The sequence below is a fragment of the Pseudoalteromonas sp. UCD-33C genome (assembly GCF_001306895.1).
GTDB lineage: Bacteria > Pseudomonadota > Gammaproteobacteria > Enterobacterales > Alteromonadaceae > Pseudoalteromonas.
On record NZ_LJTB01000005.1, the window covers coordinates 34152 to 49661 of the forward strand.

General features: G+C 42.9%; 10 protein-coding genes. 6 read left to right on the forward strand and 4 right to left on the reverse strand.

The features are described from left to right. Positions 1-103: 103 nt before the first annotated feature. Both AOG26_RS11785 and AOG26_RS11790 read left to right on the forward strand, forming a co-directional pair. The gene (locus tag AOG26_RS11785) at positions 104-2329 is read left to right on the forward strand and encodes a S9 family peptidase (protein WP_054562675.1); all 2226 of its coding nucleotides are present in this window, start codon (positions 104-106) and stop codon (positions 2327-2329) included. A 149-nt stretch (positions 2330-2478) separates the two neighbouring features. After that, complete coding sequence (locus AOG26_RS11790) at positions 2479-4113, forward strand: methyl-accepting chemotaxis protein (RefSeq protein WP_054562676.1); 1635 nt, start codon at positions 2479-2481, stop codon at positions 4111-4113. A 64-nt stretch (positions 4114-4177) separates the two neighbouring features. Here the strand turns inward: AOG26_RS11790 and AOG26_RS11795 are convergent, their stop codons facing one another. The 3 genes from AOG26_RS11795 to dinB all read right to left on the reverse strand — a co-directional run bounded on the left by AOG26_RS11795 (position 4178) and on the right by dinB (position 8646). Then, positions 4178-5701: a M17 family metallopeptidase gene (locus AOG26_RS11795; protein ID WP_054552591.1), complete on the reverse strand. Its 1524-nt coding sequence runs from the start codon at positions 5699-5701 to the stop codon at positions 4178-4180. Between the two features lie 103 nt (positions 5702-5804). After that, positions 5805-7487 (reverse strand): carbon starvation CstA family protein, encoded by a 1683-nt coding sequence (locus AOG26_RS11800; protein ID WP_054552592.1) that lies wholly within the window; start codon positions 7485-7487, stop codon positions 5805-5807. Between the two features lie 106 nt (positions 7488-7593). Continuing rightward, on the reverse strand, positions 7594-8646 hold the full coding sequence (gene dinB / locus AOG26_RS11805) for a DNA polymerase IV (RefSeq protein ID WP_054562677.1): 1053 nt from the start codon (positions 8644-8646) through the stop codon (positions 7594-7596). Positions 8647-9067: 421 nt separating this feature from the next. On the opposite strand from dinB, the gene AOG26_RS11815 reads away from it, so the two are divergent. From AOG26_RS11815 to AOG26_RS11825, 3 genes are all read left to right on the forward strand, one after another. After that, complete coding sequence (locus AOG26_RS11815) at positions 9068-9496, forward strand: acyl-CoA thioesterase (protein ID WP_054562679.1); 429 nt, start codon at positions 9068-9070, stop codon at positions 9494-9496. Between the two features lie 12 nt (positions 9497-9508). Continuing rightward, entirely contained in the window at positions 9509-10561 is a 1053-nt protein-coding gene (locus AOG26_RS11820) for an aldo/keto reductase (RefSeq protein ID WP_054562680.1), read from the forward strand. Positions 10562-10697: 136 nt separating this feature from the next. After that, positions 10698-11624 (forward strand): hypothetical protein, encoded by a 927-nt coding sequence (locus AOG26_RS11825; RefSeq protein ID WP_054562681.1) that lies wholly within the window; start codon positions 10698-10700, stop codon positions 11622-11624. Here the strand turns inward: AOG26_RS11825 and AOG26_RS11830 are convergent. Then, positions 11575-12186: a fumarylacetoacetate hydrolase family protein gene (locus AOG26_RS11830; RefSeq protein WP_054562682.1), complete on the reverse strand. Its 612-nt coding sequence runs from the start codon at positions 12184-12186 to the stop codon at positions 11575-11577. The genes AOG26_RS11825 and AOG26_RS11830 overlap by 50 nt on opposite strands. Positions 12187-12488: 302 nt before the next feature. Here AOG26_RS11830 and AOG26_RS11835 point away from each other — a divergent pair, with 302 nt between their 5' ends. Continuing rightward, positions 12489-15437: a TonB-dependent receptor gene (locus AOG26_RS11835; RefSeq protein ID WP_054562683.1), complete on the forward strand. Its 2949-nt coding sequence runs from the start codon at positions 12489-12491 to the stop codon at positions 15435-15437. Positions 15438-15510: the final 73 nt, after the last annotated feature.

Sequence of the window (15510 nt, forward strand, 5' to 3'; positions counted from 1 at the left end):
CTTTGATATTGGGTAAACAATCCCTACTTTATAGCATTTTGTTGCAGTTGCCTAAGCTTACCATTACCATCGTGGCAGTTTTTATTCGAGCGAAGGTACTCCTGTGCTAAAAAAAATTAAATCTCTCTCACTTGCTTTGCCAGTGGTGGCAACAGCATTCAGTGTGACCGCTGAACCTCTTACTCTTGAGCGTATTTTTGACGATCCAAGCTTAGCAGGCAAAGCGCCTGTACAACTTAAATTCTCTCCAGACGGAAGTCGTGTTACTTACCTGCAAGGTAAAACCGATGATTACAACCGTTACGACTTATGGGAATACAACTTAAAAGATAACAAAAACCGCTTATTAGTTGACTCTGCTGCGCTATTTTCTGGTCCAGAAAACTTATCTGACGAAGAAAAAGCACGCCGTGAGCGCCAGCGTATTTTTGGTAAAGGGATCTTAGAATATAAATGGTCTAAAGATGGTAAAGCGCTTTTATTCCCACTTAATGGCGACCTTTACTATTATGAGCTTGCTTCAGCTAAAAGCCGCAAATTAACCGACACAGAAGCATTTGAAACCGATGCACGTTTCTCACCTAAAGGGCACTTTGTGTCGTTTATTCGTGAGCAAAACTTGTATGCACTTAACTTAAAAACGGGTCAAGAAATCCAATTAAGTAAAGATGGTGGCGGCGTTATTAAAAACGGTATGGCCGAATTTGTTGCGCAAGAAGAAATGGGCCGTATGACTGGCTACTGGTGGTCTGGTGATGAGTCTAAAATCGCTTATACCCGTGTTGATGAAAGCCCAGTAAAAGAAGCGATCCGTAATGAGATTTACGCGGATGAAGTAAAGCTTTTTAACCAACGCTACCCGTTTACGGGTACCGACAATGTTAAAATTCAGTTAGGTGTTGTGAGCATCAACAATCAAAAAACTGACTGGGTTGATTTAGGCGACGAGCAAGATATTTATATCGCTCGCGCAAAATGGTTAAAAGATAACAAAACACTTTCTTATCAGTGGCAAGACCGCTCGCAACATAACTTAGAGTTACGTTTTTATAATAGCGACACTAAAAAACAAACGGTTGCTCTAACAGAAACTAGTGATACTTGGATTAACCTGCACTTTGATTTGCAGTTCTTAAACGATAAAAAACATTTCGTTTGGGCATCTGAGCGCGACGGTTTTAAACACCTTTATTTATACCGCACAAATGGTGAAATGATCCGTCAAATCACCCAAGGTGAATGGGTTGTTGATAGCTTAAAAGGTATCGACGAGAAAAAAGGCATCGTTTATTTTGCAGGTCGCAAAGATACAGCACTTGAGAGCCACCTTTACAGCGTACCGCTATTCAAAAAAGGCGAAATTAAGCGCGTAACTGAGCTAGGTGCTTACCATAATGTGGTAATTGCTAAAGACAACAAAACCTTTATCGATAACAGCTCATCAGTGAATAAGCCTGGTTCTGCGGCATTACGTAAAATTAATGGCGAATTTATCACTTGGCTTGAAGAAAACAAGTTAGATAAGTCACACCCATTAACGCCTTACCTAGCTGATTTGATCACGCCTGAATACGGCACGTTAACGGCTGAAGACGGGCAAATCATGCATTACCGTTTATTCAAGCCAACTAATTACCAAGATGGTAAAAAGCACCCAGTTATTGTTAACGTGTATGGCGGTCCTCATGCTCAGCGCGTAACGAACAGCTGGCGTAGTAAAAACTTATACTTCCAGTACATGGCACAACAAGGCTATGTTATTTTCCAACTTGATAATCGTGGTTCATACAACCGTGGTAAAAAGTTTGAAGACGTGATTTATAAGCACTTAGGTGTTGCTGAAGTGGCAGACCAAATTAAAGGTGTCGAGTTCTTACGCACCCTTGATTACGTTGACCCTGAACGTATTGGTATTTATGGCCACAGCTACGGTGGTTACATGGCGCTTATGACTATGTTTAAAGCGGGCGACTACTTCAAAGCCGGTGTTTCTGGTGCGCCAGTAACTGATTGGGCACTTTACGATACTCACTACACTGAGCGTTATGTAGGTCACCCTGCAACTAACGCGAAAGGTTACGAAGCAAGTGCAGTTTTCCCATATGCCGAAGGCTTAAAAGGCCCACTGATGATTTACCACGGTATGGCAGATGATAACGTGTTATTCACTCACGCCACAAAGTTATTCAAACAACTGCAAGATCAAGAAAAGCAGTTCGAAATGATGACTTACCCGGGTTCAAAACACAGTTTACGTGGCAAGAGCGTACAAACGCACTTACACCAAACCATCACAAGTTTCTTCAACCGACACTTTAACGTTGAGTAATCACGTTTAATTTCGGTGACTTAGACTAAAGGCTGATTGTTAAATCAGCCTTTTTTTTGTCTCAATGTATTCTACTATTTAACTAGATTTTCGACCTATTTTAGCTACGCTTAATACATTGCTCCTATGGGCATGACGAAGGAATACACATGAATTTACGCCGTTTTACAATTTTTCAGCGCCTCGCCATGTTAGTGAGTGTGGTCGTGATAGGGCTGATATTTTTGAGCGTCTCGAGCTTAACGCAGCAATACAGCTCGCTAAAGCAAGAGCAATACATTAAGACCCAAAACCTTGTTGAGTCTGCTTACTCTATTATTGAGCATAATTATGAGTTGTTTGAGCAAGGTAAGCTGAGTGAGCAACAAGCCAAACAAGCAGCCCTCGAAACAATTTCTGCACTTCGTTACGACAACAGCAATTACTTTTGGATCAACGATTATCAACCCGTGATGGTCATGCACCCATTTAAGCCCGAATTAAATGGTAAATCACTAGCGGGCAGTAAAGATCCAGATGGCGTGTTGTTATTTGTCGATATGGTTAATATCGTCAAAAAACAAGGTAAAGGTTTTATTCCCTACAAGTGGCCAAAGCCAGGTAAAGATAAGCCTGTTGATAAAATTGCCTACGTAAAAGGCTTTGATAAATGGCAATGGATTGTAGGTTCTGGTGTCTATATTGATACTATTGAAGAGGCATTCTCTTCGCTACGTAACCATGTGATTATTACCGCGGTAGTGATCATTGCCCTACTGGTTGCGCTAAGCTACCTAATTGCCAATAGCATTCTTCGCCCGACCCAACTTGCCGCAAACATGATGAAAGACATCTCGCAAGGGGAAGGCGATTTAACCCAAAAGCTTGATGAAAATGGTAATGATGAAGTATCTCGTCTATCGCGCTACTTTAACTTGTACACCGCGAAAATGCGTGAGTCACTCAAACATGTTGCCCACAATGCAGAGCAAGTAAATCAGTTTGCCCATAGCGTTGATGATGCGAGTAAAACAAATCACTCTTTTATTGAGCTACAGAACGACAGCTCGACTCAAGTTGCAACCGCAATGGAACAGATGACTCATCAAATTCACGATGTTAGTCAAAATGCCGACCAAGCAGAACATGCCGCCAATGAAGCGGCGCAAAATGCCGAAGCGGGCAAGCAGGTTCTCAACAAGACCATCACCGCCATTGAGACCCTGTCGCATAATATTGAACAAGTGAGTAAGGTAACGGCGGATCTTGCTGCAGAGAGTAACAACATAGGCTCAGTACTTGATGTTATCCGTAGCATTGCCGAGCAGACCAACTTACTGGCACTCAATGCAGCCATTGAAGCGGCTCGTGCTGGTGAACAAGGGCGAGGCTTTGCCGTAGTGGCTGACGAAGTGCGTACATTAGCAAGCCGTACAGGTAAAAGTACCGACGAAATTCAAGCCATGATCAGTAAACTACAAACCGGCGCACAAGCTGCTGTTGATGCTGTATCGGCAAGCCAACAGTTATCAACTGAAACGGTTTCACAAGCAGGTGAAGCAAATAGCTCGCTGAGTGAGATTGAGCGACTTGTCTCTATTATTAAAGATATGAACAGCCAAATCGCCCGCGCTACCGAGCAACAAACTAGCGCAGCAGATGAGGTTAATTTACGGATTAATGAGCTTTCACAATCAACTGAGCAATCACTGTCGAATACCGAAGGGCTTTCGACCGCCAGTGAAAACTTAAAGCAAAGCTCACAAGCGTTAAGTGATGTCGTTAACCGCTTCAAGCTCGATTAACGCCACAAAAAAGCCCCGCACTGCTGTGCGGGGCTTTTCAAACTAAAAACTTATAGCTTTTAGCTTATAAACAATAACGAGCGAATAAGCTGCTTACTGTTGCTGCGGTAGGCTTACCATGTTGCCAATCACCGCCTTCTACGCCGCTACCTGCGATGTCCATATGAACATACGGTAATGGTTGCGCTGATTCAGTACCATGTTTATCTAAACCACCAACAATCGCTAAGAATGCCATTGGGAACTGGTGACCACGAGCTGTCACTGCAGAAGCAGCATTGTTACTTGATAAAACATCGTCAGCTAAAGTGCGAGGACGAATGAAGTCATAATCTTCACGACGGCTACGAGATACTTCGGCGCCATCTGCCCATAAATCGCCTAAGTCAGCAATTTGGCGCGAAATTTTCGCTGCGCGAGCTGGACCATTTTCAACATACGCACTGTAAGGGCCCATCGCACGTGCTGCGTGGCCTGTTAGTGTTGCAACAGTAAATAGCTCTGGATTTACTTCGTTTAAAGCACGATCTTTCATTTCGCTTAATAGGTCACCCATTGCTAAACGGCCTTCAGCATCGGTATTACCGATACGTACACGTACACCTTCACGGCTGGTAATGATTTCATCAGGAACAAAACAATCAGAACCAATTGAGTTACGAACTACGGCTAAGTAAGCAATCACTTTTACGCCTTTTGGTGCAAAGTCAGCCACTGATTTCATAAAGCCAGCAACAGAAGCTGCACCGCCTTTATCGCGGCTCATACCTGCCATAAAGCCACCCACTTTAAGGTCTGCACCACCGGTATCGTAAACTAAACCTTTACCAACAAACATTAAGGTACGCTCAACGTCGCCTTCAGGCACGTATTCTAGTTTCACAACACGTGGGTGATGACGCTCAACAGCGTAAGATGCGCGCGCTACGGTGCTCATCATTGGGTAATCTTTATCGATAGTGTTGATATCTGAAATCACTTCAACAGACACCTTGCTACCCGCAAATAACTCAACGCAGTAATCAGCAAAACGTGGTGGTGCCATACGCTCAGGTTCTGTACCACATAAATCACGTGCAGCGTATTGACCCGCAGCAATAGCATTAAGCGCTTTGCTCATTGCCTCATCTGCACCCACTAGGCTAATTTGGCTAATTGGTTCAATCGCTTGGCCGTGGAACTCACGTGCCTCAAGTGGTTGCCAAAGCGCTTGGCAAGCACCTAAATAAGCCACTTCAAGGGCATGCTTGTAACGGCTATCTTGATTTACGTTAGCAAGTAAAATTGCAGGCTGAGTGCTACCCGATGCTTTCGCCTCTAGTACACCTTGCTTCGCTGCATCAAAGTAACGACGTACATCATCATAATCACGATTTAGAGGGCCTGTAGGCGCTAAAATAACGCGTTTAGAATCAATAACAAGTAATGTCACTTGTTTGCCAATACGTGCGTCTACAGCTTGTTGAGCGCTAATAGCTTGGCTTAAGCTTGCATCTGCTAAAGAAGAAAAATCATCACCGATAATAATCAATGCATCGTGATTTGCATCCGCTAATTGCGGGGCTGCAACTGCATGAGGGTATGCCATAAAAAAGGTCCTGCTGTTAGAAACATAGGACCTTATTATCATTGATTTAGAGCGCTATTGCCAGCCAAGTAAGACAGCTTACGATATGGCTGGCAAGCTAAGTTTACTGCTCTGTAATGTGTGCTGAGTCTTTACGATGCTTAACAATTACAGACCAAGCTTCAAGCATAACCAGTACGCTCACAACCAGTACTAACAAATCAAGTGTCACCAGTAACCAGTTACCTTGTTGATAGTACTCGCCCAGTTTAATAACCCCAGCAAAGAACGCCATAACTAATACAAAACTCATTGGTATAAGCGTGTATTTAGCTGGGCGATTCGCTTTAATTAGCATTACCGAGATAACCAGTAGGGTTAAGCTGGCTAAGATTTGGTTAGTCGAACCGAATAATGGCCAAATGATCATACCGCCGCTACCGTCAGCGCCACCAGCACCAAAAGCAAGCAGTAAACAGCTAAGTACTGCAATGAGTGTAGCTACAATACCATTACGAATGATGCTGATATTATAAATATCACCCCACTCTTGAATGATATAACGCTGCAGGCGCACGCCAGAGTCCATGGTAGTCCCCGCAAACAATACCACCATCACGGCAAGTAAGGTTGATGCCACCTCTTGCGAGATACCCCAGCCACTTTCAATTAAGTTTGCGCCACCATTAATAAAGGCACTCACACTACCGGCGCCTAAGTGACTGTAAATTTCGTGCCATTCTTCAGGTGATACTGCAAGTGCAACACCACTTACTGCAACTAGTGTAATAAGCGCAAGCATACCTTCACCTACCGCACCTAAGTAACCCACAAAGCGACCATCAGTTTCTTTGTTCAACTGCTTAGAGCTGGTACCTGAAGACACAATACCGTGGAAACCCGATACCGCACCACAGGCTATGGTCACAAATAGCAATGGAATAATACTTGGTGTATCTACCGCCGTTTGCGTATTAAACGCAGGCGCTGTGATATCTGGCATTGACACAAACACCGCACCGTAAAGAAGCACTAAGCCAACCAATAACTGCATACCATTGATGAAGTCGCGTGGCTGTAACAGCATCCATACTGGCAATAATGAAGCAATGGCTGCATAGATAAATAAGATGATGATCCAGTTCGCATTCGCACTTAGACCAAACATTTCATCAGGTAATGAAATTGGCATACCACTACCAAGGTAAATGGTGTAATAAAGAATTCCCACACCAACTAAACAAAGCGGAATTAACGACACTTTACGGCGTAGTAACTGGCCAATAACTAAGGCCACAACAATCGCTGACCAAGCAGGGAATACCGCGTTAGGTTGCGATACAAATGATTTGGCAATCACCACACCAAATACCGCATTCACCATCAATAGTACTAAGAACACCACAATCATAAATAATGCACGGGTACGTTTACCAATTACGCTTTCAGACAAAGCGCCCATTGATTTGCCTTTGTTACGCGCACTGGCCCATAGAGCGCCCATGTCGTGAACACCAGCAAAAAAGATAGTACCAAATACCACCCACAGTACCGCAGGCACCCAGCCCCAATATACGGCAATGGCAGGGCCAACAATTGGCGCAGCACCTGCAACAGAGGTGAAATGGTGGCCCCATAACACAACTTTGTTAGTTGGCACATAATCCACACCATCCTCAAGTTCATGAGCGGGTGTGACAAAATTATCATCCATTTTAAATATTTTTTCGGCGATGAATTTCGAATAAAAGAACCATCCGAACAACATACCGACTATTCCGAGCAGCACGATTACGACCGATTGCATAGTCATCTCTCTTATTAAGTTATAATGTTGTCTAAGGTGTTGAACTAGGCAGGCCTAGCACCCCAACTAGACACTAACAAACTTTCAAGCACCAAGGTGTTAACCTTTAGTCTAATATACTTAGCTGAAAATGCTCGTGAGCCTGACTCTTTATTCCGACACCTATTCCTAACAGGCGCACTGGCTGGTTGTTACCTCGCTCATAAGCTTTACTCATTAACTCAGTAAAAATGCGTTCGTCTAATTGATGGTGGCTTTGATCGGCACTGGTCACGACAAAATTGGCAAACTTGACCTTCACCGATAACTTATTGATGCGGTTGTTTAATTGCTGTTTATCAAGACGGCGAGTTAATTCATCCATCAAGCGGGGTAACTGGCTTAAACACTCATCTAAATTATTTTTGTTGTATTCATAGGTGTGCTCAACACTGAGCGACTTTCGTACTCGCTCAGTTGACACTTTGCCAACGTACTCGCCTGCACACTTTTGATATAAAGACACGCCAAAATTACCAATATGCTGCTGCATCCAATTAACCCCTTTCGCGCGCACATCAGCCCCTGTGTAAAGCCCTTTAAGTTGCAGCTTTTCTAATGTCACCTTGCCAACGCCAGGGATTTTGCCAAGCGGTAAACTCGCCAAAAAGTCATCAACTTGATCGGGCAATACCACAAACTGACCATTAGGCTTGTTTTCATCGCTGGCAATTTTGGCAATAAACTTAATTGGCGCGACGCCTGCTGAGGCTGTTAGTCCGGTGGTGTCATAGATTTCTTGGCGGATTTGCTCCGCCATCAGTGTTGCACTGCCTTTGCACGCAGTACTGTCGGTTACATCAAGGTAGGCTTCATCTAACGATAACGGCTCAATAAGGTCGGTGTACTTTGCAAAAATGGCGCGAATTTGCATGGAGATTTCTTTATAAACCTGCATTCGTCCGGGAACGATAACCAGATCGGGGCACAGTTGTTTGGCGTGATAGTTCGACATCGCCGAGCGCACACCATATTTACGGGCAATATAATTAGCAGTTGAAAGCACCCCGCGACGACTATTACCACCTATAGCCAGTGGCACATTGGCAAGCGCGGGGTTATCACGCATCTCCACGGCTGCATAAAAGCAGTCCATATCGATGTGAATGAATTTTTTCATCAGGAATACAATAACTGTTTATATATACAGTCATTATATTTAAACTTCCTTAGAGTGCAAGCTAAGAGGTTTGGCTTGTTTGTTGGTTTGGTTTTTTTCGGCTAATAAGCCGTGAACCAAATAACCAAAACGCGGCTTCTAATAACAAGCCCACGACAATTAAAGCGATAAATCCTGACATTGTGCCCATGCTATAACAGAGCAAAGCTAGAGCTAGCAAGATGAAAAGTGCAATCCACTTTATCACCCTCAAGGTTAGTTGCTGCATAATTAAGGTCCTTTAATGTGTGTTCATTTTGCTCACACTTTACGTAAGCGTGAACTTATAAATCTAGCACAATATACTGAGCTTTCTAATTTCCTTGAGCTAAAAGCAGCATATTGCTAACCTAAGTTTTCTCACAATCAACGAAGATTTACTATGCAATCATTTATAGAACAACACCCTATCAGAACAAAAATTAATGTTGCATGGGGTGAAATGGATGCCCTGCAGCACGTCAATAATGTGGTGTATTTTCGCTACTTTGAAACAGCCCGTATCGATTTTTTTACTCAACTAGGCTTTCTTAAAGATTTACAAGTAACAGGTGTGGGTCCGGTGATCAGCGAAAACAACGCCCGCTATAAACGCCCTGTGACATTTCCTGATACTGTGCATGTTGGTGTAAAGATTAGTGACATTGAACAAGATCGTTTTATGATGCATTACACTGTATTTAGTGAAAGCCAGGACGCAGTAACAACCATTGGCTCATCACAAGTGGTTATGTTTAATTTTAAAACGGGTAAAAAAGCTCAGTTAAATGATGAGTTATTAACTGCACTTAGAGCCCATTCTAGCGATTAACAAGGATCTATTATGCTTTATAGCCCACTTGGTCGAAGTGGTATTGAAGTATCTCGTGTCTGCTTAGGTAGCATGACATGGGGTATGCAAAACAACCAAGCCGATGCCGATGAACAAATCGCCTATGCATTAGATAAAGGCGTTAACTTTATTGATACTGCCGAAATGTATGCCGTTCCCCCTTCTCCAGACACCTACGGTAAGACAGAAGAGATCATCGGTAATTGGTTAGCGCGTAATAAAGACAAACGCGATGATCTTGTCATTGCCACTAAAATTGCGGGTAACGGCTTACCTTGGGTACGCGATGCAGGCGATATTACTCGCCAAGCAGTGGTTGAAGCCGTTGATGCATCTCTTAAGCGCTTACAAACTGAGGTTATCGATTTATACCAATTACATTGGCCTAACCGTACATCACCGCACTTTGGTAAACAGTGGCCAGGTAAAGTGTGCTTCTCTGAGGCTGACACTGAGCAAAATATTGCTGGCATGTTAGATATTCTTGAAGGTCTGAATGACTGTATCAAGGCTGGTAAAATTAAGCACTGTGGTTTATCAGACGATACTCCTTGGGGCATCAGCCAGTACTTGCGTTTAAGTGAACAGCATAACCTTCCGCGTATGGTATCGATTCAAAACGAATTTAGTCTACTGCACGCCAAAGATTGGCCGTATTTGATTGAACAATGTATTCATGAAGATATTGCTTACCTACCTTGGTCACCGCTAGGTGGCGGCATGTTAAGCGGTAAGTACTTAAATGGTGCTCGCCCTGAAGGTAGCCGTTGGACGCTAGTGCAACGTAATGGCCTATTTAGAGACACAGCACAATCACGGGCTGCGATTGCTGAATATGTTGAAATTGCTAACGCCTTTAATTTAACACCTTCACAACTTGCATTGGCTTGGTGTGATCAAGTGGATGGAGTAAGCTCAACAATTATTGGGGCAACATCAATGGCGCAGTTAAAAGAAAATATCGATGCTTTCTCAGTGCAATTAAGCGATGAAGCCAACGATAAAATCGCTGACGTATTTACCCGCTATCCTATGCCTTTCTAGTTAATCTTCGAAAGTATAAGTGAGTCTACCCTCAGTAGGCTCACTAACACTAATTCATCATTTTTCCGTTCCACCTACAAGTTTACCCATACTTTGGTGTATAGTTATTCATAACATTTCACTATCTAGGTTGTTAATGAGTAAATACATAAAACAAGTATTATGTGTGGTTGCAGGGATGTTGCTAGCCCCAATTACTCATGCCTCCGACCAGCTCTCTATTACCTGGCTTGAAAATGATGGTAAGCCATTCTTTATCGAGAAAAGTAGCACCACCTCTCATGGTGGGCTATGCAATGAAATTACCGATATGTTGATTGAAGCATTACCTGACATTAACCACAGCAAAGTGATGTTGCCGCAAAAACGTGGCAGTAAATATCTCGATGACGGACATATGGCATGCTATGCATGTATGATCCATCGTGATAAAAAAACCAACCGTGCTACTTACTCAATCCCAACCACAGTGTACCCCCCGTTTAGCGTATTAAGTACCGAAGAAAAAACACTAAAAATTAAGCAAAAACACGGTAATCCTGTATCACTGATTTCTTTATTCACAGATGCCAACTTTATTTATGGTCAAAACGATGCACGTAAATTTGGCAGTAAATTGGATAAGATAGCGAAAAATACCAAGCTTTACGAAAGTGCAGCACTAAGTGGTAATGGCAGTAGTCCAAATTTTGCTTTGCTATCACAGCTAGAGCATGGCTACATTGATTACACCATTGATTACCCATTTGTAGCTGATTATTACAACCAACAACACCAAAAGAATATTCAAAAGCTTACTATTGTTAACCCAGCCCAGAATGTGGTTTTTGGTGCCATAGGCTGCTCGACAAGCGCACCTAATAATTATGCCGAAAAAGTGCTAGCAGAAATTAATGAAGCACTGAAAAACAAGGTATTACCAAGTGAGAGATACCAGCAAAGCCAACGAGTTTGGCTCAAACAAAGCTTTCCTGAGTTTTCATCGTATTATCAGCGCTACATTTTAGACCCGCTTAAAGAGCCTGCCATTGATGAGATATCAACTGCTGCTGACCATCCATAAGTGTTACAGCAAAGGTTGAATTAGCGACAACCTTCCCTACTCCTTCAGGCGTGCCAGTCATAATGATGTCGCCATCTTCTAGGTCCATAAATTCACTGATTTCAGCTAAGATTTGCTCTGCGTTATGCAGCATTAACTTTGTATCGCCTAGTTGAGTGTCTTTACCATCAATCTTTAGACTAAATTGATAGTGTAAGTTGGAATTAACGACAACAAACTCAGTAAAAAGCGCAGAACCATTAAATGCTTTTGCGCGCTCCCAAGGTAGGCCTTTTTCTTTAAGCTTGCTTTGTAGGCCTCGCTTGGTTAAATCAAGCCCAAGCCCGACCGCAGCCAGTTGCTTATTTTTAACTAAAAAACAAAGCTCAGTTTCGAAGTGGAGTGCCTCACCTAAGTGTTCACTATTGAGGGAATCGGTGATAGCACTATTTGGTTTTGCAAACAGCACCATACTTGTAGGCGTTTCGTTGTTAAGCTCTGCAATATGCGCTGCATAATTACGGCCAACACAAATGATTTTGCTTGGGGTAAACAGACCTTCATTCCATTTCACTGATTGCACGAAAATACCTCTTGCTTTAACAAATGTAAAAAACTCTCATTTTCTAATTTTAGCTGAAAGACGTTGCTTTTGTACCTAAAAAACAGAAAGTTTTTGATGAAATATTTCCTATAATAACATAAACATAGATATTACCTCTGACCTTGAAACGTTATTTATGTTGACGATTGTTTTACTTTCTAATAACTTAATGTAAGCGGTTACATTTATAAAATCGGGTTCGGCGATTTTTTTTGAAAGAAAATGTAAGCGCTTACAAAAATAGACAACAACATAAAATAAAACCAAATCTGGAGATTTGCATGAACCACACACTTTTCAAGAAAAAGCAGCTTGCTATTAGCCTGTCTATGGCAATGGGTCTAAGCGCGCTAGTTCCTCACTCAGCTGTCGCCGAAGAACAGCCCGACAAAGCAAGTGATATTGAAGTAATACAAGTATCGGGTATTCGCGGAAGCCTTGTAAAATCAATGGATATCAAACGTCAATCTGCGGGTGTTGTTGATGCAATTACCTCTGAAGACATTGGTAAATTCCCTGATACCAACCTAGCTGAATCTTTGCAGCGTATTACCGGTGTGTCTATTGACCGTAGTAATGGTGAAGGTAGCAAAATTACGGTTCGTGGTTTTGGCCCTGAATTTAACTTAGTAACCCTTAACAATCGCCAAATGCCAACAACTGGCGGTCGTTCATTTGATTTTGGCGACATCGCAACAGAAAGTGTGAGCGGTGTTGAAGTTTATAAAACAGCGCGTTCTGATATCCCTAGCGGTGGTATTGGTGCAACAGTAAATATCACCACAGCTAAACCACTTTCTAATCCTGGTTTACACGCTTCGATTGGTGCAAAAGCAGTTCACGACACATCAAACGAGACAGGTGATGATGTAACGCCTGAGTTATCAGGTATCTACAGCAACACATTCAACGATGACAAATTCGGTATTTTAATTTCAGGCTCAGTTCAAGAGCGTGACAACCGCGAACAATCAATGGCGGTTGATAACTGGATCCCAAATGTTGATATTTCATCGTCTCCTGATTTAGCACTGACAGATAACAACCAACGCGCTGATGGCGCAACCTGGTATCCGCAAAATGCTGGTTATGCGTTTTCAGATAATTCACGTAAACGTACCAATGGTCAACTTGTGCTGCAATACGCACCGAATGACCGCATTACTGCAACCGTTGATTACACTTACTCAAAACTTGAGTTTGAAAAAGATGGCCGTAGCTTTGGTGTGTGGTTCAATAATGGTGGTAACGTTAGCGCAGCAACTATCAATGAAAACGGTACTTACACGCAAGTAACTGAAATTGGTGGTGACTACTCAACAAACTTAAACCGCGGTGCAACAACTAACGAAAATAAATCACTTGGTTTAAACATTGATTGGCAGGTAACAGACAATTTAAACATCGAGTTTGATGCTCACAACTCATCAGCTGAAAGTGCCGGTGTGGGTATCGGCCATGATGCGTTTATGATTATTGGTAACACATCATGTTCATGGTGTGAAAACCCAACAGTTAATATCGACGAAAAAATGGCTGACTTCAGCAAAGGCGAAATTCCGCTTATCGATATGACATTAACCAATGGCCAAGCAGAAATTTTACCGAGCGACATGGGGACCCTTTTCGCCGGTGTAAACAAAGACACTAACACCAACGATCTTGACCAATATCAGCTAAAAGGTACGTGGTATAACGAAGACAGCGGCGCCCTATCAAGCATTAACTTTGGCGTATCACACACAAAAATTGATTTCCGTACAACAACAGCCTACTCAGGTCAGCTTGCTGCTGGTTGGTGGTTAAACTCTGCGGATTGGTACGATGACAGCATGTTCACTCGTGTCGATAGCTCAGGTTTACTTGATGGCTTCTCTGGTGGTGGTAGTGATAAGCTATTGAATTACTACTACGATGCTGATTTTGATGACATTGTCGCGATTGCTGAAAGTATTGACTGTGATCACCCAGATGGCGGTATTGGCGCATGTAGCTGGCCTGCTGATGTAAACGGCATGGTGCAAGCGGGTCCAATCGATGACGATCACCGTGTAAGCGAAGAAACAACTGCGGTATACGCACAAGCTAACTTCGAAACAGAATTTAACGGTATGCCAGTGAACATCACTGCGGGTTTACGTTACGAATCAACAGATGTTACAGCAAACAGCTTAGAGCGTCCTGCTGTTGCAATGGAGTGGGTTAACGGTAACGAATGGTCTTACATTTACGCTGATGAACGTTCATTCTCAAACGGTGAAGGTAGCAGCAAAGAGTTTTTACCTAGCATCGATATGAACATCGAAGTAGTTGAAGACGTTATTGCACGTTTCTCTTACAGCCGCAGCCTTGCTCGTCCTCCTGTTGGCGCGCTTCGCTCAACAACGTCATTCTTAGGTAACCCGAAAGTGGGTCAACGTAAAGTGGCTGTGGGTAACCCGAACTTAAAACCTTATACTTCAGATAATATCGACCTGTCACTTGAATACTACTACGGTGAAGGCAGCTATGTGTCTGCTGGTTACTACCGTAAGCAAGTTGATAACTTCCTTGTAAATATCACAACCGAAGAAACGATTGACGGTATTACAGACCCATTTATTGGTGATCGTGCAGAGCAAGCGCGTGAAGATTTAGCAGCAGCGGGTGAGCAACCATCTGACCAAGCTATTCACGATAAGATCAACGAAAACCAAGGCACAGAAGAAGGCACGCCTATCGTTGGTAACGATACAGATCCACTGGCAAGCTTCTTCGTATCGCGTGATAACAACGTTGAAACAGCAAACCTATGGGGCTGGGAACTAGCAGCGCAACATATGTTTGGTGAAACAGGCTTTGGTATTGCCGCTAACGCGACATTCGTATTTGGTGATGTTGAAGCAGACCGAGATGCTATCGGCTATCAATTTGCCCTACCGGGTTTAAGTGATTCAGCTAACTTCTCTGCGATTTATGATTTAAATGGTTTATCGGCTCGTATTTCTTATAACTGGCGTGATGAGTTCTTAACTGGCTTTGACCAACATGCTTCACCTATCTTTACTGAGTCTTATGGCCAGTGGGATATCAACGTGAACTATTCTGTTAATGAGAACCTAACGGTGTTTGTTGAAGGTCTAAACCTGACTGATGAAACGCAACGTACTTACGTTCGTTACTCTGAGCAGCTGTTACGTGCAAACCAATACGGTGCGCGCTACAACATCGGCTTCCGCTACTCGTTCTAGCATTTTGTTGTCAAAAAAGCCGCTCAACAGCGGCTTTTTTTTTCGTATTTATGCTAGTTTGTCTACATAGCAT

Bases quoted from the DNA above. Each gene is read 5' to 3' on its own strand.
- AOG26_RS11835 (WP_054562683.1), top strand. From the start codon at position 12,489: ATGAACCACACACTTTTCAAGAAAAAGCAGCTTGCTATTAGCCTGTCT.
- AOG26_RS11815 (WP_054562679.1), top strand. From the start codon at position 9,068: ATGCAATCATTTATAGAACAACACCCTATCAGAACAAAAATTAATGTT.
- AOG26_RS11800 (WP_054552592.1), bottom strand. From the start codon at position 7,487: ATGCAATCGGTCGTAATCGTGCTGCTCGGAATAGTCGGTATGTTGTTC.
- AOG26_RS11820 (WP_054562680.1), top strand. From the start codon at position 9,509: ATGCTTTATAGCCCACTTGGTCGAAGTGGTATTGAAGTATCTCGTGTC.
- AOG26_RS11790 (WP_054562676.1), top strand. From the start codon at position 2,479: ATGAATTTACGCCGTTTTACAATTTTTCAGCGCCTCGCCATGTTAGTG.
- dinB (WP_054562677.1), bottom strand. From the start codon at position 8,646: ATGAAAAAATTCATTCACATCGATATGGACTGCTTTTATGCAGCCGTG.
- AOG26_RS11825 (WP_054562681.1), top strand. From the start codon at position 10,698: ATGAGTAAATACATAAAACAAGTATTATGTGTGGTTGCAGGGATGTTG.
- AOG26_RS11795 (WP_054552591.1), bottom strand. From the start codon at position 5,701: ATGGCATACCCTCATGCAGTTGCAGCCCCGCAATTAGCGGATGCAAAT.